Source organism: Flavobacterium sp. GP15 (assembly GCF_014281985.1).
Classification (GTDB): domain Bacteria; phylum Bacteroidota; class Bacteroidia; order Flavobacteriales; family Flavobacteriaceae; genus Flavobacterium; species Flavobacterium pygoscelis.
Window position 1 is genome coordinate 1 of sequence record NZ_JACFTC010000006.1, and the last position, 25,150, is coordinate 25,150.

At 30.4% G+C, this 25,150-nt stretch carries 27 protein-coding genes; 16 read left to right on the forward strand and 11 right to left on the reverse strand.

Features of this window, described 5'->3' with window-relative positions; all coding sequences use genetic code 11:
• Positions 1 to 554: 554 nt before the first annotated feature.
• The 4 genes from H2650_RS12115 to H2650_RS12130 are packed head-to-tail and all read right to left on the reverse strand — an operon-like array spanning position 555 to position 2,223.
• A complete protein-coding gene (locus H2650_RS12115; RefSeq protein WP_188051082.1) occupies positions 555 to 1,001 on the reverse strand; it encodes a hypothetical protein in 447 nt (148 codons plus the stop codon).
• Positions 1,002 to 1,012: 11 nt separating this feature from the next.
• Positions 1,013 to 1,582 (reverse strand): hypothetical protein, encoded by a 570-nt coding sequence (locus H2650_RS12120; RefSeq protein ID WP_188051083.1) that lies wholly within the window; start codon positions 1,580 to 1,582, stop codon positions 1,013 to 1,015.
• Positions 1,583 to 1,601: 19 nt separating this feature from the next.
• Complete coding sequence (locus tag H2650_RS12125; RefSeq protein ID WP_188051084.1) at positions 1,602 to 1,922, reverse strand: hypothetical protein; 321 nt, start codon at positions 1,920 to 1,922, stop codon at positions 1,602 to 1,604.
• Positions 1,923 to 1,977: 55 nt separating this feature from the next.
• Complete coding sequence (locus tag H2650_RS12130; protein ID WP_188051085.1) at positions 1,978 to 2,223, reverse strand: helix-turn-helix transcriptional regulator; 246 nt, start codon at positions 2,221 to 2,223, stop codon at positions 1,978 to 1,980.
• A gap of 497 nt (positions 2,224 to 2,720) precedes the next feature.
• On the opposite strand from H2650_RS12130, the gene H2650_RS12135 reads away from it, so the two are divergent.
• From H2650_RS12135 to H2650_RS12150, 4 genes are all read left to right on the forward strand, one after another.
• Positions 2,721 to 3,272: a hypothetical protein gene (locus H2650_RS12135; RefSeq protein WP_188051086.1), complete on the forward strand. Its 552-nt coding sequence runs from the start codon at positions 2,721 to 2,723 to the stop codon at positions 3,270 to 3,272.
• A gap of 100 nt (positions 3,273 to 3,372) precedes the next feature.
• A complete protein-coding gene (locus H2650_RS12140) occupies positions 3,373 to 4,164 on the forward strand; it encodes a hypothetical protein (protein WP_188051087.1) in 792 nt (263 codons plus the stop codon).
• 113 nt (positions 4,165 to 4,277) lie between these two features.
• On the forward strand, positions 4,278 to 5,210 hold the full coding sequence (locus tag H2650_RS12145) for a DUF6576 domain-containing protein (RefSeq protein WP_188051088.1): 933 nt from the start codon (positions 4,278 to 4,280) through the stop codon (positions 5,208 to 5,210).
• Between the two features lie 78 nt (positions 5,211 to 5,288).
• A complete protein-coding gene (locus H2650_RS12150; protein WP_188051089.1) occupies positions 5,289 to 5,612 on the forward strand; it encodes a hypothetical protein in 324 nt (107 codons plus the stop codon).
• A 520-nt stretch (positions 5,613 to 6,132) separates the two neighbouring features.
• Here H2650_RS12150 and H2650_RS12155 read toward each other — a convergent pair.
• Positions 6,133 to 7,419 carry a hypothetical protein gene (locus H2650_RS12155; RefSeq protein WP_188051090.1) on the reverse strand — a complete coding sequence of 429 codons (1,287 nt, stop codon included), beginning with the start codon at positions 7,417 to 7,419 and terminating at the stop codon, positions 6,133 to 6,135.
• Positions 7,420 to 8,867: 1,448 nt separating this feature from the next.
• Here H2650_RS12155 and H2650_RS12160 point away from each other — a divergent pair.
• A complete protein-coding gene (locus H2650_RS12160) occupies positions 8,868 to 9,845 on the forward strand; it encodes a hypothetical protein (protein WP_188051091.1) in 978 nt (325 codons plus the stop codon).
• A 206-nt stretch (positions 9,846 to 10,051) separates the two neighbouring features.
• Here the strand turns inward: H2650_RS12160 and H2650_RS12165 are convergent, their stop codons facing one another.
• The 6 genes from H2650_RS12165 to H2650_RS12190 form a co-directional block, all read right to left on the reverse strand.
• Positions 10,052 to 11,362, reverse strand: a complete 1,311-nt coding sequence (locus H2650_RS12165; RefSeq protein ID WP_188051092.1) for a PD-(D/E)XK nuclease family protein — start codon at positions 11,360 to 11,362, stop codon at positions 10,052 to 10,054.
• Between the two features lie 57 nt (positions 11,363 to 11,419).
• On the reverse strand, positions 11,420 to 12,316 hold the full coding sequence (locus H2650_RS12170; protein ID WP_188051093.1) for a YafY family protein: 897 nt from the start codon (positions 12,314 to 12,316) through the stop codon (positions 11,420 to 11,422).
• Positions 12,317 to 12,394: 78 nt separating this feature from the next.
• Complete coding sequence (locus H2650_RS12175) at positions 12,395 to 12,970, reverse strand: hypothetical protein (RefSeq protein WP_188051094.1); 576 nt, start codon at positions 12,968 to 12,970, stop codon at positions 12,395 to 12,397.
• Between the two features lie 48 nt (positions 12,971 to 13,018).
• Positions 13,019 to 13,225 carry a hypothetical protein gene (locus H2650_RS12180; RefSeq protein ID WP_188051095.1) on the reverse strand — a complete coding sequence of 69 codons (207 nt, stop codon included), beginning with the start codon at positions 13,223 to 13,225 and terminating at the stop codon, positions 13,019 to 13,021.
• A gap of 2 nt (positions 13,226 to 13,227) precedes the next feature.
• Positions 13,228 to 13,797, reverse strand: a complete 570-nt coding sequence (locus tag H2650_RS12185; protein ID WP_188051096.1) for a hypothetical protein — start codon at positions 13,795 to 13,797, stop codon at positions 13,228 to 13,230.
• 74 nt (positions 13,798 to 13,871) lie between these two features.
• Positions 13,872 to 14,600 carry a hypothetical protein gene (locus H2650_RS12190; RefSeq protein WP_188051097.1) on the reverse strand — a complete coding sequence of 243 codons (729 nt, stop codon included), beginning with the start codon at positions 14,598 to 14,600 and terminating at the stop codon, positions 13,872 to 13,874.
• Between the two features lie 259 nt (positions 14,601 to 14,859).
• Here H2650_RS12190 and H2650_RS12195 point away from each other — a divergent pair, with 259 nt between their 5' ends.
• The 11 genes from H2650_RS12195 to H2650_RS12245 all read left to right on the forward strand — a co-directional run bounded on the left by H2650_RS12195 (position 14,860) and on the right by H2650_RS12245 (position 25,150).
• Entirely contained in the window at positions 14,860 to 17,391 is a 2,532-nt protein-coding gene (locus H2650_RS12195) for a type I restriction-modification system subunit M (protein WP_188051098.1), read from the forward strand.
• Positions 17,385 to 18,554 carry a restriction endonuclease subunit S gene (locus H2650_RS12200; protein WP_188051099.1) on the forward strand — a complete coding sequence of 390 codons (1,170 nt, stop codon included), beginning with the start codon at positions 17,385 to 17,387 and terminating at the stop codon, positions 18,552 to 18,554. The genes H2650_RS12195 and H2650_RS12200 overlap by 7 nt, the downstream gene beginning before the upstream one ends.
• Before the next feature lie 10 nt (positions 18,555 to 18,564).
• The gene (locus H2650_RS12205) at positions 18,565 to 19,032 is read left to right on the forward strand and encodes a hypothetical protein (RefSeq protein ID WP_188051100.1); all 468 of its coding nucleotides are present in this window, start codon (positions 18,565 to 18,567) and stop codon (positions 19,030 to 19,032) included.
• Between the two features lie 41 nt (positions 19,033 to 19,073).
• Positions 19,074 to 19,787: a hypothetical protein gene (locus H2650_RS12210; protein WP_188051101.1), complete on the forward strand. Its 714-nt coding sequence runs from the start codon at positions 19,074 to 19,076 to the stop codon at positions 19,785 to 19,787.
• Positions 19,788 to 19,823: 36 nt separating this feature from the next.
• Positions 19,824 to 20,225: a hypothetical protein gene (locus H2650_RS12215; protein ID WP_188051102.1), complete on the forward strand. Its 402-nt coding sequence runs from the start codon at positions 19,824 to 19,826 to the stop codon at positions 20,223 to 20,225.
• 5 nt (positions 20,226 to 20,230) lie between these two features.
• Positions 20,231 to 20,923: a hypothetical protein gene (locus tag H2650_RS12220; RefSeq protein ID WP_188051103.1), complete on the forward strand. Its 693-nt coding sequence runs from the start codon at positions 20,231 to 20,233 to the stop codon at positions 20,921 to 20,923.
• Positions 20,924 to 21,042: 119 nt separating this feature from the next.
• Positions 21,043 to 21,798, forward strand: a complete 756-nt coding sequence (locus H2650_RS15805; protein WP_223151107.1) for a hypothetical protein — start codon at positions 21,043 to 21,045, stop codon at positions 21,796 to 21,798.
• 54 nt (positions 21,799 to 21,852) lie between these two features.
• A complete protein-coding gene (locus H2650_RS12230; protein ID WP_188051104.1) occupies positions 21,853 to 22,056 on the forward strand; it encodes a hypothetical protein in 204 nt (67 codons plus the stop codon).
• Positions 22,057 to 22,103: 47 nt separating this feature from the next.
• A complete protein-coding gene (locus H2650_RS12235) occupies positions 22,104 to 22,715 on the forward strand; it encodes a hypothetical protein (protein ID WP_188051105.1) in 612 nt (203 codons plus the stop codon).
• Positions 22,712 to 23,293 carry a hypothetical protein gene (locus tag H2650_RS12240; protein WP_188051106.1) on the forward strand — a complete coding sequence of 194 codons (582 nt, stop codon included), beginning with the start codon at positions 22,712 to 22,714 and terminating at the stop codon, positions 23,291 to 23,293. The genes H2650_RS12235 and H2650_RS12240 overlap by 4 nt, the downstream gene beginning before the upstream one ends.
• Positions 23,294 to 23,353: 60 nt before the next feature.
• Entirely contained in the window at positions 23,354 to 25,150 is a 1,797-nt protein-coding gene (locus H2650_RS12245) for a DUF262 domain-containing protein (RefSeq protein WP_188051107.1), read from the forward strand.

The window sequence follows — 25,150 nt, forward strand, 5'->3', positions numbered from 1 at the left end:
AAAAGTAACAGGTAATCAAATATTTTTATAAATATTATTACGCTCTTGTCTCTAACTTATTTAATACCTAAAAGTTTGAAAAAGTAACAGGTAATCAAATTTTTTTATAAATATTACTTTGCTCTTGTCTCTAACTTATTTAATACCTAAAAGTTTAAATAAGTAATAGGTAATCAAATTTTTTGTAAATATTAATTTGCTCTTGTTTCTTTCTTATTTAATACCTAAAAGTTTGAAAAAGTAACTGGTAAATAAGATTTTATAAATGGTCCTTTATCGTACTGACTTACTAGTTAAGAGTGTGAAAAAGTAAAAAGTGATTACAATTTTTTTGAGATCTGTAATTGAAACGTTACTGTTATTTGGAAACTAAAGCTGAAAATTCGAAAAGGAAGTAATTATTCTTTTTTGAATATTCCATGTAGTTTTAATTAATCCAGAATTGAGTTTTAGATTTAATTAAAAAAAAAAGAGGGTATAGCATATTTATTTTGCTATACCCTCTTAATAATAAAGTGGAATAATTATTTTGATAATTAATTTGCTACATGCATTTATTTATCATTATTTGAAATGTCCTTTTGCAGCTTTTCGTACATAAAAGGTAGTTCTTCTATAATTCTTTTTTTGTTTTGTAATAACTCGAAAGATTCTCGCACACTAGTAATAAAAGCAAACTCATCTTCGAATGCTTTAGATTTATTTGTTATTAATATTGATAGGGCTTCTGATTTATTTCCTTTGAGTTTTTCTTCTGCTAATTCTGAAATTAATAATGAATACGTTTTTGGGATTTTCGAGATTATTTTGTCTTTAATGTCGGAATTTAAATGTAAATTTAATACAAGAACATATAGTGATTTAGGGTCAGATTCAAAATTTAGAAGTGCCACAGTGAATTCAAACCAAAAAGATTCATTTAATGATTCAGTTTCGAATTCCTTTAGCTTTTGCAGTTTTGGCACGAGATAGGACTTAATTATGTCTTTTGCTTTTTTCATTTTTTTTTCACTTAAATAAGCTGTAAAGCTATAGTTCGTAATTTATTTTTACATCTATTTTTTCTTGTTGTAACAACTCCCATATTGGGAAATTCAAAGTGATTTTTAAGATCTTCATTAGAGTAAAATTCGTAAATAGCTTTAGTAAGTAATTCGTAACAAATGCCGTTTGCATTTCTCATAAGTTCTAAAGCGCGACTAATTCTGTTGTATGGTTCATCATTAATTTCGTCTTCTGCTCGTATGCTTAAATTTTCTAAATTAACAACTTCTTTTATTTTAATTTTCTTTTTTGTTTTTCTTTCTTTATTTCTTAGTGCGTTTATTAAACTCATTTTGCAAATAGCTGTAACAAATGTTGATATGCTTGACGACAGTACAAAATTTTCAATAGCAATTTTTTTATAGAATAAATAAACGCTTTCTGAAAAGATGTTAAGTAGGTCATCTTCATTAAGCTTATTTTCTGTGTCCTTTTTTCTTAGAAAATTTATACATTTATCTTTATTCTTTTCAAAAACTACTCCTAAATATAGTTCATTTCTTCTGATATTTTCTATTACTTGTAAATCTTCATCCATATTTTCTTTTGTTAAATTATTATACCATGTTTTCTATAATTTCCAATAGGAACTCATGTAGATTAGTTATGTTCACATTTCCCTCTTCATTATACACAAAATAGTGATACTGATATGAATAGAAAGTTAAAAGCCATTCTGGTCTAATTTTGTTCAAACTATCAATTAAAGTCTCATTACCTTTGTTGTTTTTTAGACCAAGCATCTTGACAATTTTTTTTGAAGGAATAATAGTTAAGTCTTGACTTTCGATTTCGAAACGATCCTCGTATTGTTCGAACTTGATATTGTACTTTAGTAAAGTCTTTGCTACCTTGTGTTTTATGTAAAATTCAGTCATGTTTTTTTTGTGCTAATCCTCTTCGGTTGCGGATAAATTTATTAAACAAACACTTTTACTCATCTTTTTTTATTTGTAATCCTTGCATTAAGTCGCTTACTGTTGTGTTTAGAGCATAAGCTATCCTTACTAGTAAATTGATTGTAATACCTTGTTCCTTTCTTAGCACTCGTCTTATTGTTGTTTCCGTGCAACCGGAAGCTTTTGCAAAAGAAGACTTGTTGTGATCATATTTTGTAATAAAGATTTTATAAATCCGATCAATTAGTTCCGCTTCAATATTTTCAATATCCTTTTGCATTTTTCAAAGAAAAAGAACAGCAGTCATTAATATTCAAATCGATGTCGACTTATAAGTCGAATTTTCCTATCTTTGAATAATTGGATTTTTTAAAAGAATTTTCTTAAAATTTAAAAGAAGAGTATTGCATTTTGTGCATGATAGTCATGCTGGAAAGGCTGAGTGTAGCTCGTAATGTGGTAGTGTAAGAAAATTAGAAATACTAAGTTTTTATTTACGATGATATATAAAAGGTGTTTTCTTTTAAGTAATTATTAAGGCTCTATAATCTAGTAGATTTTATAATCATTTAGTTTGTGATTTAAGCTAATACAAGCTAAGAATTATGTGATTTTAAACTGTATTAGTTTTTGTTGGTAGGACTATTTTTTTTGTTTATGATATGTTTTTTTCGGAAAAAAGTGGTGCATCGCATATAAAAAAAAACACAAGTGGAAATTACATTAAAAGGCATAACGATGAACTAGTATTAAAATGCAATCTTATAAAAATAAAATATGGAAAATTTTTCAACTGAAAGTGAAATTAGAAGCATCGATAGTGTATGCGAAATGTACGATATAAAGCACTATACATTAAATGTAGATGGATCTATTAATGTGGATGGTAATGTTAGTTTCTTTGCGCAAGAATTAAAACAATTACCCTTGAAGTTTAGTAATGTAAGCGGAGATTTTGATTGTAGCTCAAATAAATTAACTACCCTTGAAGGCAGCCCAAAACATGTTGGAGGTAATTTTGATTGCCAGAAAAATCTATTAATAACATTGGAACATAGTCCTGAAAATGTAGAAGGTAATTTTAATTGTAATGATAATCAGATCTCTTCTTTGAAATATTGTACTACTGATGTGGGCGGTTCACTTTTTTTTACTGGAAATGAATTGCCAAAAACATTTGTTGAATCGTTTAGTCTATTAAATGATGAGGAAAAACGAGTGTTTTTAAGGTACCAAGATTATGAAGATATATGGACTGATGGTTTTAGTATAGAAAACTGCGAGGACTTTATTCATGGAAAGGACGGTATCAAAGAAGGTTTACTTTAACTCTACTTATTAATCAATTTTTCGATAAAAAAAATAAAAAGATTTTATGCTGATATCTTTTCAGCAAAAATGCAATTTAAACAAATTCAAAATAATTCATATGCTAAATAGGATTCTAAAAGGAAAAGACAGGAGGTCACAAACTAAACTAGACGAACTAATTTTTAACATCGGTGAAAATCCCAATATATTATGGTATCCGAGCGCAGGAGATGATTTTAGAGATATTATTGAGGCTGAAACCAGGACAGAAATATCACCAGATCTTTACTTTCATACAGATTATTCGAAAAATGTTGCTATAATTTCTGGTACAATATTCAATGATGGAGCAACACAAGTTGAAATTATGGATATTAGTTTTTTAACATCTACTGATGAGATTAACTATTATATCAATCCCGATTTTATTGATTTGCCAGAAAACGTAAATTCTAAACCATCAATTCTATTATTAGATGTATTGGTAACATACAGTGGCGGACAAATTAGAAAGCCAGTTCTATATTGGTATTTTGAAAATGTGAATTTTCTTGATGAAGTTTTACTGAAATTTGATATTCCTGTTAGTCATTTAGTTAAAGTTCGTGAAGGAATGGCTTGGGGCGGAAATAGAAAGAGTATTTCAATAGGTTATGCTTTCTTATCAAGATTAAAGACACGTTATTTGTTAATTGACAATCGAGTAGATGTTGATTTTGAAGTACTAAATAGTATAAGAGAAAAGCATCAGCCAAATTTGAAAAATTTCAAGTTAATTAATGTAGCGCAAAGAAGGAATATTGCAGATTGGAGTGGTCTTAATGTTACAGTGATGGGGGTGGAAATTTTAGACGATGAGCATTGTGATGAAAAATTCACTGCAAATCTTGATATAATCCGGAGTTTATAATGATATTATTGAGATTTATTAATCAAAGATAAATCAAATGACTTCAAGATTTTGTAAAATCTTGAAGTCATTATAAGTTTTATTATTAAAGAATTTCCACTAAAATTTTTTACATGAAAAAGCTAAAAATAGATCTACTTGCTATTAGAAATATTGAGGAATCACCAGTAATTGAAGACACTCTATCTTTATTGAAATATGAGGGAATCTTTAGTGAGATCAATGCTTCAATTTTGATTAAATCTATTTTATTGAAAGAATTAAATCCATTAGTTTATAATTCACTCGACAAAGTGTGGTTGCTAAAAATACCTTGTTTAATTAATCCTTTTTTGATTGGTTTGAAGTTTAAGCAGCCTGCAAATGAAAAAAAAACTAAATTCGAATTTAACCCGGAATTCAGTAAAATATTAACATATAATAAGCCTCTGGAAGTACAATTGAATGAGTGTATAGAAATCGATAATGGTAATATTGAAAATTATGAGTTCGTAATTGATACTAATGCTGAACCTGTTTTAGTTACATTGGATACAGTTTTGGCAGGAACATCATTAATTACTATTGATATAAGTAAACCAAATTTAAGTGGAGTTTTGAAAAGTAACAAAATTAATCCTAGCAACTTAATTAAAACATACCACAAACAAGGAACTGATAATGTCAATACTATTGATCTGAATGATTTGCGTAAAGAATATGTAGATAGAGTTACTTTTTATAAAATTAACGGCTATTTTTTATTGGTGGGTTACTCGAAAAAAGCTAAGGAAAGAAAGCGTATTTTCAATTATAATAATGGATTTGTTAAGTACATTACGTCTTTAGAAGATTTCAATTTTGAAGATATGGTTGACGATGTTTCTAATAATAAATTATCAGTCAATTTAAGCAATAATACAGAAGAGAAAAAGGTAGAAGGGAAGAACAGAAATTTAGCAAATCTTAGTCAGGAAACCATTCTTAATAGAATTTTAGATAAAATAGGTAGAGCTGGAACTAATTCACTAACAGAAAAAGAAAAATTATTTTTGAATAGCTTATAATATTTGTGATTTGTAATTTCAAATTGGAAATATTTGGCGATGCCTTTAGACTAGAGTAACAGAATTGCTTTATTAATTGTGTATAAATTAACTGTTGTTGACTCCTGCGGTTCTTCTTTACTATTGCTACTACTTAAACTATATTTTTCAATTATAAATGCAAATAGCTTTAATGAAAAATGGAAAAATAACTTAATTGATGGTGGTTATGGGTTAGATATTGCAAATAGGGAAGTGAGTGAATATTTAAATCATGAATTTGAAAAAGAAAAAATAGAGAACCCGAATTTTAAATACTTTCAAATTAAAATAAAGTTTGGAAGTTGCAGAGTTTATACTAACAATTATCGTAAAAAAGAGGAATGGGAAAAGGAGATTGAAAGAATAATGAAGTTAGGGTAATCCCCGTATCGACTTATTTCAATGTCAATATTACACTTTTTTATTAATTAAAACACTGATATTAAATATATTGGTTGTGTTGAGTATTGATAAGAAAGATAAATTCACTTTTAAACAGATTTGTAAATTTAATTTCAAATGGTATAGAATTAAAACCTTTATCATTTTTGGTAAAGGTTGTTTTTGGTTGAGAAAATGAGAAAAAAAAGTTTGTTAAATAATATAAATAATGGATGTGGAAACAAACCTCGCATAAAAATTCAAACAACATTTTTAAAATTATTTTTTTAATTGTAGAACTCTTCTAATTACATTGTCAGGAAGTCATTAAAAAGCATTAAGAAATAAACTTTATCGTTTGTTATTGGCTGTTGAATTGTTTTTAATAATTGGTAACTATAAAAATAAATTTTTATTTCTCAATTTTTTATCTATTATCACTAGAACAGGAATATCAATTAAAATATCCTTGTCACATAGTTGCTTTTATTAATGAAGTATTCGTTTTTGATATGTTATTCTACTCTTTAGGTTTCAATTCACATTTGAAATTCTTTTCATTAAAAAAATCAACCATCATTCGATTTGTTCTAATGTAATCACTTTCTTTTACCCTCATGCTGTCGTGTACGGGTATGGTAGGTATATTATTTTTAGTTAATAAGTTGTAAACACCGTCTATCATTAAGTTGCTTTCTGCTTGCTGAAGCATAACCGAGAAGCTTTTATATCCGTTTTTATTTTTATATTCAGCTATTGATTTCATTGTTTTAGGAAAAAGTTTTCTTAACTGCTTTGGATGATTTCTAGTCTTGCCAAATAGTGCAACCATGGTGAAGGCTTTTACTTCTTTTTTGGATTTGCCTATTTCTCTACCAATAGATTCGTATAGTTTTCCATTTTGAGCATAATCAATGAAATTAGAATCTAAGTTTAATGAGGAGATATTCGATAAAAGTGCAAATTGGGCATTAGCAATGTCTACTTCTACTGTTTTTTCACCATCTAAAATGATGAATTGGAATAGTTCTCTTTTTAAAGCAGTTAAATTATGGTCGAGCCGATTATTAGTATTGTTTCTATTAGCATAAAAGTGACCATTTTTAATGTTTTCAATCGAGTAGGTGTATGATATTTCCAATTCAACTCGTTTTCTTTCTCTAAAAGTACTGGCGCTTTCAAGATAGAATTTTCCTTTGAACTTAATCAATGCTATATTGTTTCTTGTAGCATTTGCTAACCAATAATTAATGTGGTTACGTATTTGCTCACCCTTTATTTTAAAGGTTATCATCACATCATCTATCTTATCTCCAATTAAAATTTCACTTAATTCAGATTCAATTAATTTAGGAATGAAATCATATACAGCACTGTCAATTTCTATTGATTCAAGTGTTTTTTTGATCTTTTTAAACTTTACTCTGTCATTAATCTTATTGATGTTTTCAAATTGAGTAAAAGTTCTGTCTGCATGATATATTAATGTGGGATTAAGTATATATGACTTACAGAATGCTTTTCCTTTTCCCTTGCCAGTTGAGTATTTGCCATCAGTTAATAGTATTTCAGCATTTTTTAGCTCTCTTAAAACTGTAGATAATGCACCAGCACCTTTTATAATTTTTTTAAAGTAAGCATTGGGTATTTGCTTAGGTTTTGAGAAATCTAGACAAGTATCATCATTTAAAAAAAGTCTAAAAATGATTTGGGTTAAGTTTCTTGCTTTTGCTCTGTAGGTTTTTACATGAAAAACTATTTTATCGACTGCGTCAATAAGACTGGTTAATATTAATTGCTTGTTCATTGCTTGTTTAGTAATTTTTTTTTTACTTGTATTTTTAAAGAGGTCAAGCAACCTGAGTTAATTACTGCTCAGGAAACCTCTAGTTATTATACTCTTAAAAAACATATTTGTTTAGTCAAAGTGTAATTTCTTATACTATATATTGTTTTTTAAATGCGAGTTTTAGAGGGGTGGATTGTTTATACGAAGTGGCAGGAGTCGTTCCCGCTTTGGCTGCGGTAACTACTATTTTCAATTGTTGTTAAGTCAGTGATAATAAGTGTTGCGCGTAAAAAGAGAGAACATATAATATATAGATTTATATGTCTAATTAAATAATTTATATAGATATATCAGACTAGTTAAGTCAATGATTGAAAAGATTGAGTGTGAAAGAAGAAAGGTATATTCTGTAGAGTTGAATATTTAATTTAATGTAGTAGTTAAGTCAGTGATAATAAGTGCTGAGCGTAAAAAGAGAGAACATATAATATATAGATTTATATGTCTAATTAAATAATTTATATAGATATATCACACTAGTTAAGTCAATGATTGAAAAGATTGAGTGTGAAAGAATATAGGTATATACTATAGAGTTGAATATTTAATTTAATGTAGTAGTTAAGCCATTGATAATAAGTGTTGAGCGTAAAAAGAGAGAACATATAATATATACTTCTATATGTCTAATTAACAAATTTATATAGATATATTAGACTATTTAAGTCAATGATGACAAGAGTTGAGTTTTAAAGAAAAGAATGTATATACTATAGAGTTGAATATTTAATTTAATGTAGTAGTTAAGTCATTGATAATAAGTATTGAGCGTAAAAAGAGAGAACATATAATATATACTTCTATATGTCTAATTAACAAATTTATATAGATATATCAGACTAGTTAAGTCAATGATTGAAAAGATTGAGTGTGAAAGAATAAAGGTATATTATGTTGAGTTGAATATCTAATTTAATAATTTATTTCAATTTAATATGGTATTAAAGTCACCGATAATAAGTGTTGTGTATACAATAGGACAACATGTAATATACTTGCTTAAATCTTTCACTTATTAAATTAATAGATTTATTTATTATAGGTGATAGGTAAAAGATATTAAATGTTGAGAGGTAAAGAAAAGATAGTTAAGTCGAACAGGATTTTAACAAAATGTATATTTTAAAGGTGATTTACAATTAAAAGAATAGATTTTATAGGGCTTGAATGATTATTAGTGACTATTAAAGCTATTGAATTAGTTATTTTGTTTTTTTTCAAAGTCAACCTCATTAATATTCTAATGATAATAAAAGATGTTAAACTTTTTTGCCGACCCCAAGACAGGCAAAAAAAATATTAGTGGTTTTAATTATGTTCAATAATGATTCATTTATAAATATATTTTGAAACGTCATCTCTTGGCAGATATCTCTTGTAGTTTTGGAAAAATTTAAAGAAATATTATGGATAATAACTTAGAAAATTTAAAGAATGGAATTGAAATACCCGAAATTCTAACAGGAATGATAAAGGTAGTAGGAGTTGGTGATAGAGGGGTTTACACGATCAATTACTTACGCAAAACGAGCTGTATAGGACTTGGTATAGCGGTGTTTGACGCAAGTGCAGGCTCTTCGAATAGTGGTCTTAAATCAAACAAAACACAGCTTAATAGCGGTGTGAATAGCTCTGTATTAGAGAACTGCGATTTAAATGGTAAAAAGTATTATGTAGGGGATAATCTTCATGAAATAGTTGATGAAAAAACTAAGATAATCTTTATTATAGCCGAACATACAGATGCTAAAGCTATAGATATAATAGCTGAATTTGCTAAAAATAAAGAGGTTATTAGTTTAGCGATTGTAATTGCAGCTGCAGAGCAAGGAGGTGTAAAAACGTCAAAGCTGGTTTTATGTCAAAATAGTCTACTGCCTAATCCGCTAGATTCTTTGTTAGTTATTAATACTGCTACATTGAAAAAAGTATATGGAAATCTAAGTTTGGAGGAGCAATCATTAAAAATTAATGAAACTATTAAAGAAGCAATTAAAAATATAATTGAAAATGTGATTGTTTTTAGTAGGGTAAATATCGATGATGATAAGGAACCTGATTTTGATGATATAAGAGCAGTATTATGTAATAGTGCTAACGTCTTCGTAGGATCTGCAAAAGCCACAGGACCAAATAGAGCAGAAGCGGCTGTTATTTCAGCATTAAAAGGTTCGCTATTATTAAAAAGTAAAATAGAAGGGGCACAAAATATTCTATTGGCAATTAGTTCTGGAAAAGTGGAAATTACAATTGATGAAATAGGTGAAATAAATGATTATGTCCAAAATGAAACTGGTCATTGTAGTAACATTGTTATGGGAGTTTCTGAGGATCTAACGCTAGAAGATGCTATTGCAGTTAATATTCTTGCGACAGGATTTTGATATCTAAATTTTTATAGAATAAAATTCAAAACAATTGTAAAATAGGAACACTATTTTGATTCACTTCTTACCTGTTTACTTTAAAGTCTTTTTTATGATAATACCTGCAAGGTCTTCAAAAACTTGCAGGAAAACAGTAAATTAAACTTTAAATAACAGCGATACATTCCAGAAAGTGTCGCTGTTAAATGCTGCAATAAATAAATTTAAAAAGACTGAACTCTCAATATTTCGTTGATTATATTTATAACTTCTAGATATTCTTTGCTTTCTTGTCCAGTAGCTACGCTTTTCCAAGTTTCTGCATTATCTGCCCAATCTTTATTTTCAGTATATTTCCAAATCCACCAATCGTTTTCTTTAAACCCATTTTCTTTAAATTTTGTACGAACTTTAATTTTATCAGTAGTATTTAATGCAGGTAGATAGGAGATCCCTACATACAATCCCATATAGTTTTTACTATCAAATATTACACAAATTTGCAAATGATTATCCTCCCAAGATTTGGGCTTAAAAAATAGTCCAAATTCAGAACTTTTATTTTTCCAATTTTCATTGTAGGTCATTTCATTTTTAGTTGCGTAAGCTTTTAAATGCTCGATAAACTCATTATACAATTCACTTTTTAAGGCTTCAATATTTCTTGATATTTCAAAACTGCTGATAATATTGGTTTTCATTGATTCTACTATTTCCTTACTCATTTTATTATTGGTTGATTGGTTAGTTATTTTATTAATTAAATTTAAATATTGTAAAAGAGTTTCCCTTATAATTGGCAGTGAAACCGTTTTCTCAAGACATTTCTCTAGCCATTGTTTTATATCTTTTTCAAACGAGATAGGATAATACAAGCATTGGTGTATATGTGCTTTAGATCTATTTGATTCTAAATGTGATTTATAATCTTGCTTATTTTCATAATGAAAATTATAACCTTCTACATTTACAGCCGCTAAAGATTTATCTTCTAAATAATCATTGTGTGGATATTCAGTTTCGTTACTTAAGAGTTTACCCTCTTTTGTTAAATAAAAAATATAAAATCTTTTACCCCTGTTTTTGGCATAGTTATGATATCTAATTAATTGATAATCTTGATCTTCTGCATTTATTTTTGTTTCAATAATGCAAATTTGCTTTTCATCTTCAAGTATAATATCAATTCTTCCACCTGTTACATCTGCCCAATTATTGTTGAGACTAATAGTTCTTTCGCAAATTCTCTCATTTACTAATTTCCCGAAACTATCTAATTTAATATGTTGATTAGAAGGTGTGTTGAATTTATTTTTTAAATGTTCTATAAACAAATCTAAAAACACACTTCCTTGCCCGTGTGATCCAGCAGGATTCAGTAATTCGGCAATTATAGCGGAGTGCGTTTTTACTTCATCTGTTTCCATATTCATTATAGAGAAAATATTAAATTTTTCCCCTGTAATTCTAGCAAATTCATCATGTTTGTCTTGAATGAATGAAACGTGTTTTAGTAAAATTATTTTATTATCCATAGTTAGTTATTTAGGTTTCTTTATTTTTTTAGTGAAATTGATTTGACGACTAATTTCTTACTCATACAACTTAATCATCTCTACCGCACGACTTTTAATATCATTTCGCAACGATTTGGGTTCGATAATTTTCACTTCTGCACCATATTTCAATAATTCCATGGCGATATCATTAGTAGGATGCAAGAACAATTCAATCACTAATTTATCATCACTATCGCTCATTATTTTTTGTGAAGAATGCAACGGAAATGATTTGATGTAGTTTCCTTGTTGCCAACTAAATTCTAAGATTATTTTCTGTGGTTCTGAATAGGTTTCGACACCAAAAGCATGCTGGTACTTTTCTTCAATATTGACAGTCATTGGTTTGAACTTCGTATCTAAAAAGCGTAGGTTGGTAATACGGTCAAAGCCAAAATTTTTAATCATTTCAGTATTATTATCCCACGCGATTAAATACCAGCGGTGTTGCGATTCTTTGATCGCCAGTGGTTTTACCGTGCGCTCCGTTATTTCCATGTCCCAAAACTTAGTATGTGTAAAACTCAGTTGAAAATGGTTTTGAATTGCATATAGAATGCCGTTCATCAGATGAGTTCCTGACGATTTTCTTTTTTCTAAATAGATGCTGGGCGTAATTTTGGTGCTTTCTTTCATTGCTTGATGGATTGAAAAAGCCTCTATCATTCTGGAAACTGACGGATCTTCTGTTTCTTCATCAATGTGATAAACCTTGTCTTTCCGGTTGAATTTGATATAAATGCCAAACAAATCTGCAATGTCTTTTTTATCCCTGTCAAATGTGCGCGCTGAATATTCAAAATTAGATCCTAAATCATCATTTTCTAATTTTTTCAATACATGCTGATGTAAATCTTTAAAGTTCGTGGGAACCGTATGAAGTCGCTCAATGATGTATAAATACCTTTTGTAAAAACCTACTTTTGCCATGGTTATTGTAATTTTAATCCTGCTAAAATACTATTTAATAGCGACAAAATGCGGCAGAATATACTAGTTTGATGAAATTTATATTATTTCAAAAGCACTTTGATGTGTAATTAAAGTATCACTTTTGATAAATCGTAACTGTTTGTTCTTATAAGTTATATTAGTTAAAATACGATTGTTTTGAAACGAGGAAACTTCGAAGATAAAATCATCTAGATTTAGTTGTTCATCTGAAATCTCTATTGCAATCGAACGCAACAAACCTTTTTCCTTTTTGACGGAATACAAACCAGATTGAAGATCATTTGTACCAAATACAAGATTTTCTTTGGTTTGAAACAAAGGGAATAAAACCATTTCATTGAATAATTCATAGGATTTGAATTTGATCACTTTATGGCGCTTAAACCAAATTTCTATTTGGCTCATAGTTGTGTCTAACATCGCTTTGACCAAGTTAGCATTGATATTTTCCAGAGATTTTATATTTGAATTTCGTAATGCATGATAGAAAAAGGGATCAGTGATTAAGTCCGTAATAACTTTGTTTTTTCGACAGGCGATCTCATTCCATTGTTCCAAAATTTCAGGGTCGAGTAGGAGATGCCTGATTTCGATTCCTTCTCCAAAAATGTTGATTATAATTTGTGGCACAGGCTAGATGTATTAGATGAGTTAATCACTTTTCCTAATAGATACGAATTAAATTATTTTCCAATCGACATCACCCAAATCCAATTCACCATTCATGTCAACCGTTAGCCAAGACATTCCTGGAAAAGCTTCTTTTAAAGTAATCGAAAATCCAGAAAGTGTGCTGTGCTCCATATTTTTACTGGCTTCGCTTTGTATTTTTTGTGTGAACATCTCGTGTTGTTCGTCGGTTAAGTTGATTAGTAGTTGTTTCATAATTATACTTTATTAAATGAATTTATATATAAATCTTCAATGGCATTAATGCCGTTTATAGTAATTTTCCGAATTCCTATACCTGCGAAATTCAAACTCGTAATTTTAGGACATGATTCTAAGATACAGAATTTAGAGTCCGAATAAGACCATTCAAACCAGGCGTCTTGAATTTGGTCAAACACAAAAATCTCTTTTTGGTGATCAATTGCCATTTGAATTGCCCAACCCGTTCCGCCCGAAACACATTCTATATTTTTGAAAATGATTTTACTAACGGCAAAAACTTGGTCGGAATTTTTAATTTGTTGCCAATTACGAGCTAGTAAATTGATATATATGTAATTGATTTTTCTCTGTAGCGTTTTATTAGCTAAATGCACTTTTGCAACACCTACAAGGAAAGATTCCTCATTAATTTCAATTTTATTTTTACTTTGATGTTCAAGTGTTTTATATGAATAAGCCAATGTGATAATACCGTAAGATTCGCCAATAGTTTCAAAAACGGTGTCTGCACCAATTGCACCCCCTGAATGGCATATTATTATAGTTTTTGTGGTTCTTTTCATCTTTTAATACAAATTGGTTAAGTGGCATAATTCAAATTGATACCTCTTTTGTTTTTCTTAAGCTTATTCAATCTTCATAAAATATAATCAATTGTACCATTAATTTTTACTTTGATGTCGTATAATTCCTGTTCTAAAATTTTTATTTTTTCTATAATTTTATCCGCTTTTTGATAGTTAAAACAAACAATTATCGATTTTAAATTTTCCGAAAGTTCTTCCAATTGCACTTCTAATTCAGATTTTCTTTTTTCCAAAGTTGCTTTAACGGTTTCAAAATCCCAACGATAATAATGTAAAATAGACTTCAGTTGGTCTTCTGATTCCTCTGTAAGCAGTTCATTTGGGTTTTGCTGTATGTTGGCATGAAATTCTTTCAATATCAATTTTGATTGTATTTCAATTAGTTCCATCTCTCTATTGCACAAATCTACTTCTTGATCTTGTTCTAATTTCATAAAGTAAACTTGATCTTCATGGAGTGTAGCATGTTTGTCTTTTAAAATATTTAAACAATAGATTGCTGCATTATTTATTTGGGGTTGTAAATGGTATTTTTTTTCTAAAATATCCAGTTTACTAGAGAATAATTTTAGTGCAATATTATTGTCACTTATCGTATTCCGAAAGAGTTTAATATGCTCTTGAATTTGTCTTTTGGCAATTCTTTCTTTTTCTTTCAACTCTTTTCTTTCAAATGTGTTTTTCCTAAAGTGAGCCTGACTCAACTGATGTTGTAAGTATTCTATTTTACGTTCCAAATCATGAACTACAAATGCTAATTCTTCTATTTTATTGATCATAATAAATCGATTTATGAAGCGAAAATAGAATGTAGTTCAGCCAAAATGTGGCGTAGTCAAACAAAAAATCAAAGTTTTATTTTTTTGGGTCCGAAGAACTTCATTTTTATTAAATAAAGAGAATTTACCCTGTTTTTTTTGAGTTATTGTGTAGCGCAATTCAGTTAAATGCTCTAGATTAGCTACCAAAATTCAATTTAAATATACATTCTAAAAGTTAGTTGTGTAACTAGCTTATAAATTAAATTATACACGTTTAATGGCAATCAAAAAATCAGAATTATACAGCTCATTATGGGCAAGTTGCGATGAATTAAGAGGCGGAATGGACGCTTCACAATATAAAGATTACGTACTAACGATGTTATTTGTCAAGTACATTTCAGACAAAGCCAAAAAAGACGACCATTTTGCCATTGAAGTTCCAGCAGGAGCTTCTTTTGATGATATGGTGCAATTGATTGGAACGCCTAACATTGGTGACGACATCAATAAAAAGATTTTGAACCGCATCAAAGAAGAAAATGGCTTAAACGATTTCCCTGATTTTAACGATGAAAACAAACTCGGGAAAGGAAAAGATTTAGTCGATACGGTTTCTAATTTGGTTCGAATATTCAATGACAATTCTTTAGATTTTTCTAAAAATTCTGCCGAAGGCGATGATATTCTTGGTGATGCTTATGAATATTTGATGCGTCATTTTGCTACCGAATCAGGAAAATCAAAAGGTCAATTTTATACACCTGCCGAAGTTTCTCGTATTTTGGCAAAGGTAATTGGGATTTCTCCAAGCAATGCCACGACGCAAACTACGGCATATGATCCGACAGCGGGGAGTGGAAGTTTACTGTTGAAAGTGATGAACGAAGCGGGTAAAGGCATCGATTTGTACGGACAAGAAAAAGAAACTGCGACAGCTAACTTGGCGCACATGAATATGATTCTGCATGGTGCCGAAACAGCAAGTATTGTAGCTGATAATACTTTAACAAGACCTGCTTTTACTGAAGATGGAAAGTTGAAGCGTTTTGATTATGTAGTTGCCAATCCACCATTTTCGTTAAAAAGTTGGAGTAATGGCGTTAATGTAGAAAGTGACGAATACGGTCGTTTTGAATTGGGTGTGCCACCTGAGAAAAATGGTGATTATGCCTTTTTATTGCACATTCTTCAATCGTTGAAATCGACTGGAAAAGCAGCGGTAGTGTTGCCACACGGTGTTTTGTTTAGAGGAAATGCTGAAGGCGAAATCAGAAAAAATATTCTCAAAAAAGGCTATATCAAAGGAATTATTGGTTTGCCTGCCAACTTGTTTTACGGAACAGGAATTCCCGCTTGTATTATTATTTTAGACCGTGAAAATGCCGAACACCGCAAAGGGATTTTTATGATGGATGCCAGCAAAGGTTTTACCAAAGATGGCAACAAAAACCGCTTGCGCGAACAAGATATTCGTAAAATTACCGATGTTTTTACCGAACAAGCTGAAGTTTCAAAATTCAGCCGCATGGTTCCGATTAGTGAAATTGCCGATGCCAAGAACGATTACAACCTGAATATTCCACGCTATATTGATACCCAAGAAGCTGAAGATTTACAAAATATTGAAGCGCACTTACAAGGTGGAATTCCGCTGGTAGATGTAGATGCGTTACAAAACTATTGGAATGTATTCCCTACGTTGCGTAAAACCTTATTCGAAAATCTTCGTGAAGGATTTGTACAAGTGGGCGTTCCTACAAGCGAATTAAAAACTGCCATTTTTGACCACAGCGAGTTTGTGGCTTTCAATACTAATTTGCAGAATACTTTTGACCAATGGATGCAACAACAGCAACAACTTTGGGAAAACCTGAGCGTTGGCGTACATCCTAAAGAAATTATTGCGCAAGCAGGCGAAACCCTTTTGGCTGCTTTTGAAAGCAATGTGTTGGTGAATGGCTATGATATGTACCAACATTTGATGCAATACTGGAACGAAACTATGCAAGACGATGTTTATTCGATTGCTTTAGACGGTTGGAAAGCTGCCAATGAATACCAACGTTTGGTAGTAAAAGGCAAAAAAGGAAAAGACGGCAAAGTTGCCAAAGATAAAGAAATTGGCGGATTAGCAGGTGTGGAAGGCAGAATGATTGCACCACAATTATTAATTGATATTTATTTCTCAAAAGAAAAAAACGCCATTGCTACACAAGAACAAGCGGTAGAAAACGCACAAGCTCGATTGACTGAATTAGAAGAAGAACACACTGGCGAAGAAGGTTTGTTTGCCGATTTAGAAAAAGTAAATGCTACCGAAGTAGCCAAATTGCTGAAAGAAAAGAAATCATTGTCAGTTCGAGCGCAGTCGTTGTCAGTTCGAGCGCAGTCGAGAACCCAACAGTCGATAGACCTTGCTGCCGAACCTGAATCTTCTTACGGTGAAGTGAATGTCACGCTGATCGAAGTCGAAGTGTTAGAAGACTATCTAGAAAACGTAGATGTTATCAAAAAAGCCAATGCCGAAATTAAAAAATTAAACGAAACTTTAGAAAAAGCAGTCGTTGCCAAATACCCAACTTTAACCGAAGCTGAAAGTAAAGACTTGGTTTTAAACCACAAATGGAAAGCGCATTTGCAAAACTGCTTGCAACAAGAACAAGAACGCATTAGCCAAAACTTAACCCAACGCATTAAACTGTTGGCAGAACGTTACGCCACTACTTTAGTAAGTTTAGATACACAAGCCAATGAAGCAGCAACCAAAGTAAAAGCACACTTGCAAAAAATGGGATGGTCATGGTAAAAAGCGGATATAAACAAACGGAAATTGGTGTGATTCCTGAGGATTGGCAGGTAAGAAAATTAGGTGAACTTGCGTACATAACCAAGTTGGCAGGTTATGAATATTCAAAATATTTTAATAGTTATAAAGATGGAGGGAATATAGTTGTTATTAGGGGAACTAATATCACAGATAACAAACTCAATTTAAGTGATGTTAAATATATTCCTGTAAACATTTCTAATTTTTTAGTAAGAAGTAAATTATTTAAGGAGGATTTAGTTTTTGCTTATGTAGGAACTATTGGACCGATTTATAAAGTTGATGAAAATGATAGATTTCACTTAGGTCCAAATACTGCAAAAATTAGAATTGAAGATCAAAATGTCGATTCGAGTTATATCAACAACTATTTTTTAAGCGAATTAATTAAAAAAGAGATTGACGATAGGATTAGTGTTGGTGCACAACCAAGCTTGTCAATGGCAAAAATTAGAGATTTTAACTTTATCCTTCCACCACTTCCAGAACAACAAGCCATAGCCGAAGCTTTAAGCGATGCCGATGCGTGGATAGAAAGTCTGGAACAACTCATTGCCAAAAAACGCCTGCTCAAACAAGGTACCATGCAGGATTTGTTGACACCAAAGGAAGATTGGGAAGTTACGAAGTTGGGTCAAATGACTAATATTTATACAGGTAAAAAAAATAACCAAGATAAAATTGAAAATGGGGCATTTCCTTTTTTTGTTCGTTCCCAAAAAGTAGAAAAGATAAATTCTTATTCATTTGATGGAGAGGCAATATTAGTTCCTGGTGAAGGTAATTTGGGAAGTATTTTTCATTACATAAATGGGAAATTTGATTTTCATCAACGTGTTTATAAAGTAAGTGATTTTAAATCTATTAACGGAAAATATACCTATTGGTATTTTAGAATGTATTTCGGACAACATGCAATGCAAAATACAGTTAAAGCAACTGTAGATTCAATTAGACTTCCTACTTTACAAGATTTTCAAATTTCATTTCCAAAATCCCTTTCCGAACAAACCCGCATTGCGACGATTTTATCGGATATGGATTTGGAGTTAGCAGCATTGGAGAAGCAATTAGAAAAAGCAAAGCAAATTAAGCAAGGAATGATGCAGGAATTGTTGACGGGTAGAATTAGGTTGGTTTAAAAGATAAATTATGATAAAGTACTTATTAGCTAATCCTCAGGTTATAGTTACAGTTTTACTTGGTAGTTTTACTTTAATCATTAGCTGGTGGTTCAATAGAAGTAATCTAAAGATTAATCATCAGAAAATGGAGAAAGAACTATTTAGTGAATTTAATCGACGGTATGATTTACTCAACGACAGTTTAAGCAAATTATCTGGATTAAACACAATTGATGACCTAAAAAATACAAAATCACTTATTGACCAGAAATCAATGTACAATGTGGTGATTGACTATTTTAATTTATGTTCAGAGCAATATTATTGGCATGAAAAAAAACGAATTTCACCTGAGATTTGGGCTTCGTGGAATGCAGGGATGAAGATTTATTATAACAACCATGCAGTACTAAAAATATTATGGAAGGAAGAAATTAAAGATAATGGTCATAAATCCTATTATTTAAAAGAGGATGAAAGTTTTTTTGAGTGTTAAATCGTAAAAGTTGAATTTATAGACAATAAAAGCAGATTAGTATGAAAGGAAGTAAATGCGCAATGGTAAAACTTGTAGAATCAAGTAATTTTCTTGAAGTCATCAATAAACTACTCAAAGAGAGTAATGCTGAAATCAACAACTATGATAACTGGATACCTAAAAGTATTAAGTATGATAAAGAAGCTGAATTAAATGATTTCCTACATTATAATTTTGATCATCAATTACCTAAGGATATAACAAATTGGTGGCTCTATAAAGATGCAACAACACCTAATTGGGATTTAATTTCTACTTGTACCATTAATGGCAAGAGAGGCATCCTTTTGGTTGAAGGCAAGGCACATTATGCTGAATTAGAACAAGAATCTAAAGGTAAAACACTTAAACTTGATGCATCAGATAACTCTAAAAAAAATCATGAACAAATTGCTTTAGCTATTACAGAAGCAAATACAAACATCAAAAATGAAATTGAAGACATTACTTTGTCAAGAGACGCATGTTATCAGTTTTCCAATCGAGTGGCTCATGCTTGGTGGTTATCTAATCAAGGAATACCAGTTGTACTGATGTATTTAGGTTTTTTGAATGTTGAGGACATGAGTGATAACTACAAGATTTTTAAAACTGACAAAGATTGGAAAGATTGTTTTACGGAGCATACAAAGATAGTTGGCTCTGATGCTTTGGTTAATAAAACAATAGAGTGTGGTAAAAGTACATTTACAATGATTTGCAAGTCAGTATAGGTTTAAAAAACATCAATAATTGTAAAATTTATATTAATGGCATCAACAATACACAAAGGTAATTCAAGTAATAGCAGCACCGTCTTATTTACTTTCGATGGAAAACATCTTTTGAAAGGAGATTCAACAAATAGTAGTAATATCCTATACACATTTGATGGTAAGCATCTGTTAAAAGAGAACTCTACTAATAGTAGTAATATCCTATACACGTTTGATGGCAAACATATCTTTAAAGGTAACTCCACTAATAGTAGCAATATTCTCTACACTTTTGACGGCAAGCACATTTATAGAGGGAACTCAACCAACAGCAGCAATATCTTATACACATTTGACGGCAAACATTTCTTTAAAGGTAACTCTACCAATACTAGTAATATCGTATTGACGGTAGTTGGATCTATTTCAATGGCTCTTTTTCCAGTGATTTTATAAAATACATGACTAAAATAGCGAAATATTATATAGGTTGGGATGTAGGCGCTTGGAATTGCGATAAAAATAGATCCAGTAGAGATGCCATCGTGATTATAAAACCCGATGGTACATTTGTTTATGGTAAACGAAATAATGTTAGAGAGTGGTTGAATACTGCCAAAACTACTAAAGAAATAGTAATTATGTTTTTCTATCATTGTGATTTGGAATACAATAATGAAGAAGTTATTATCGCTATTGATACTCCTTTAGGATTTTCTGAAGCCTTTGTTAACTTGGTAAACAATAATATTATTTCAGAACCTATCTCTGATTTTTCATCAAATCCGTATTTGTTTAGAAAAACAGAGCAATTTCTATATACAAAGGGATTTCAACCGCTTTCGGCAGTGAACCACATGATTGGAGCGCAAGCCACAAAGGGGATTCATTTCATTTCCAAGTTTGCTCCAAATAATGAAAGTCTAGGAGTATGGAACAGTGAAGATGAAAAGTTGACGGTAATAGAAACCTATCCAAGTGCTAACAAACGAATTGAAATACCTGCTTCATTGCAAACAGTACATCAAGATATTCAAGATGCTTTTATTTGCGCAGCAATAGCTAAAAGATTTGGTAATGATAGGAATTTGTTTCATCTACCTCTAAAGGAAATCAATGAAAAAGAAGGATGGATTTGGGTGCTGTCGGATTAGTATAAGAATTTAAAACGAATATTGTCTTTGTTGACAATTAATAGCATTGTGACATAGGTTGTCGGGCTATGATTTTAAGTTTGTGACGAATTTATAAAAGTAATTATAATACTAATGTTATGTCGAAAACGGTTCAAATAAACCAAGTGCTTCAGTCTTATTTTGAAGAGAATAAAAGCGTCAAAATTATTCCTGCAAAGGATATGATGCCTTATTTTATTTTGGCAGGTGTTTTTATAAAAGATGAAAAAAACGGTTTGCCGATTAGAAATGTTTTACGACGATTGGATAAAAACAACCAATTGTATTTGATTCCTTATGTATATGCGGAACGAAAAAATGTAAATACGAATTGGTTTTTTCAACGAAGTAATGGTCAAGCGACAGACAAATCTAAACCACCAGAGATAAAGCTTAACTATATAAAAATTAAAGAACCAAAAACGAGTTCCAGAAAAGATAGCGACGAACATTATATTTTGGATTTGTGCGATCAAGTATTGCAACTAAAAGGATTACGGCAACATCGCTTTGATTTTTTGTTAGGTGATGCCAATGCGCAAGGTCGTAAAGCCAAATTACCAGTAGATATTTATTATCCCGAATTGAATTTGGTTATCGAATACAAAGAGCAGCAACACAGCAAAGCGAACAAACATTTTGACAAACCCGATTTATTTACCGTAAGCGGAGTTCATCGTGGCGAACAAAGAAGGATCTACGATCAGAGAAGAAGAGAGGTTTTGCCACTAAACGGTATAAAATTAATTGAAATCGAGTATTCGGATTTCCAGTTTGATAGTAAAGATAAAATTGTTAGGGAATATGAAAGAGACTTGGTGATTGTAGCGAAATTGTTGGAGTTAACGACGTAGTTTGGCGGTGTGGAGAATTAGTTTTGCGTATTAAATAATTAATACTTAGAACAAATGAAATTTATTTTGATTAGAGATGTGCCACAGTCGGAATGCAAATGGCTTAAACGTGATTATCTAAAAGGAGAAGTATTGTACCTGTATGAAGGCGCAACTTATAATTGCATTACTACGAGAGGTCTTCCATTTTCTGAGGAATTTGATGTTACTCCGTTTTTTGAGTTGCCTAGAAATGCAGTTGCTTCTTTAGGGGAGTGATTTTGATAATAAACATATTTAGTTTAAATAATTAAAAATTTAAAAACATGAAAATTACACCTATAAAATTATTAGTTGTTAGAGGAATGACAGAAAATATTTTGCTTACCGTTGAAATTAATGACGCTTTAATATATCATTTAAAACTGGGAATCGAGGCAATGTCAGAGTATGGTCCTAAATATGGTACTAATAGTGTTCATCTTTCAATTGGTTTAGACAGCATTTCTACAATCACAGCTTACAAATTAAAAAGTCATTTTTTAAAGAAATGTGAAAAGGGAAAAATTGAATTTCCTAAAGCTGGAATTGAGTATTTATTGCTTGACAAGGAGGATGATGATTACGTTTTATCAGATGAACAAAAGCAAAATATAAATGCTACAATAGTTTCTTATAATGATGATTATTATGACCAAAGCGAATTCTTAAACTTGTTCGGAAATTTGGAGGAATGTAAGTTGCCAGAATTGAATAACAATTTAATTGTTTACGATGGACAATTTAGCTTTAAACGCTGGAGTTTTGATGAGCAGTTTTTTAGTGAAGAGGTTCGATATGATTTTTTTGCAAAAGCAACGGAAGCTGACTATGATCCGGCGTATAAGCCACAGGAAAGAGAGGTGCCTTTAAGATATGGAATGTTGAAAAATTTATGAAAAAATTTTTTTACTTGTTGAAAGGAATGCTATACCGTTCTTCCGAAAACCCACACGATTTTATTGAAATAAACGAAATTTTCCAGGATGATAATCCTATTGAGGCTAGAGAACGTGCTTTTACAGTTTGTCAGAATTATATAGATGTATTATTGCAAAGCATCGGCGAAGAATACGAAAGTCACGAAAAGGCTAGAGTTGCTTTAAAGAAGTTTTTAGAAGAAAAAGAAAAACCATCAAAGTTGACAGCGTTGATGAACAATGTTGGAGAAGAAGAGGAAGCGCTGTTCAAAATTGAAAATGATTTCGATAAAGGAATAAGTCTTTATATGGTTATGTCCGATTCCAAGACTTTCATTACTCTCGAAGGGGAACTAATTTATGAGGATAAAATCTTGATTCACGATTTGAATAGTGAGTTGACAGGAATTCGAGATCATATAAAAAAGTCTTTAATAAAGGAATTTGAGATGTATAAAAAGTATGAATATGACTGCAAGGATTATGCAATTCAAGTTTCGGGAATTGAGAATGAAATGATATTGAGGACTCCGCTGCTTTTTGGTGGAGTGGTATAGGTTGGTAAATTTTTGGAAAGTACAGTTATAAAAAACAATAATTATTAAAAGTATAAAAATATGAGTCACGAAAGCCAACAAATATTGCTTCGACCGATAAGCGATATCTTGGATTATAAATTCTACGTACCATCTTATCAAAGAGGATACAGATGGACTGCTGTAGAAGTTACCGCCTTATTAGATGATCTATTGGAATTTATAAATGAGAATGAAAATTTAGACAAGAGTGCTTTTTATTGCTTGCAACCTCTTATCGTTTATCAAAAGGATGAAAAGTATCATGTAATTGATGGACAACAAAGGCTAACAACAATTTATATAATCTTGACATACTTAAAAGATGTAGCTGCCATTTTTGGGAAAGGTAAATTTGAATTAAGTTATGAAACAAGACCTGATAGTGAGGAATATCTCAACAATATAGATGAGGAAAAGTCAGATAAGAATGTAGATTATTATCATATCTATACTGCTTATAAAGCTGTTGAAGAATGGTTTACGAGAAGGGATGGGCTAATTAAGGCAAAGATACTAACGACATTAACATCTTCAAATGATGTAGGAAAAAATGTTAAATTTATTTGGTATGTTATTGAGCCCCATCAAGCAGTTGATGTATTTACCAGGATAAATATTGGGAAAATACCATTGACCAATGCTGAACTAATAAAAGCTTTATTAGTCAAAGAGAAAAATTTCACAAAAAATTCGGTGGCTAAAAAAATCGCTATAGCAAGTGAATGGGATGAAATTGAAAAAAAATTATCAGATTCATCTTTTTGGTATTTCCTGTCAGATTCTTACAACTCTAAAAAGTTTGATAATAAAATAGAATATATTTTAAATATAATCTCAGAGAAGAAAAGTGATAGCGAAAAGTTGCACACCTTCTTCTATTTTAACAACTTAATTGAAAGCTATAAGAGGACTTCTCTAGAAGGACAGCATTTTGATATTGATAATGTTTGGGCTATTATAAAAGATATGTTTCAAATTCTTGAGGAGTGGTACAATAATCATCAGCATTACCATTATATCGGTTATCTGTTGTCGACAGGATCTACAATAACAGATGTTCTGATTATTGCTAAAAACAAGAATAAAGATGTGTTTATAGATGAAATTAAGATTAAAATTAAATCTCAATTTAAAAATGTAGAAATTGATCAATTGACTTTTGATAAATCTAAAGATAAAAGGGTTATTAAGAAGGTGCTTTTGCTTCATAATATTGAGACGATTCTTCAATCAAATAAATCTCATGTTAGATTTCCGTTTGATAAATATAAAACAGAAAATTGGGATATAGAACATATTAACCCACAGAACCCATTTGACAAAATTGAGTTTTATAAAGATTGGTGTATTGATTTACTAGAATACGTTACCGGTAACAAATTAAAGATTGAAGATTTAGATAGTAGCAAGGAGGAATTTACAGATTTTTATGAGGATTTAACACATCAATTAGATCATGAAGAGGTTCAAATTCTTGATAGTACTATTGATATACTAAATGACGAAATTGATTATAAAGCAAAAATAGAAGAATTATCATTTACATTATTTAAAAAATATAAAGGGAATGAATCCGATGGCAACAATCACATTTCTAATTTAACCTTGCTTGATGCCGTTACAAATAGATCATATGGTAATAGCTTATTTCCAATTAAAAGAAATACAATTATAAGGAATGATAGTGCGGGAATCTTTACACCAATCTGTACAAAAAATGTGTTTTTAAAATATTACAGTAAAAAACTTTCAGATGTAATGTATTGGAAAGAATCTGATGCGAATGCTTACTTCGAAAATATTAAATTAATTTTATCCTACTACTTAACAAAATAA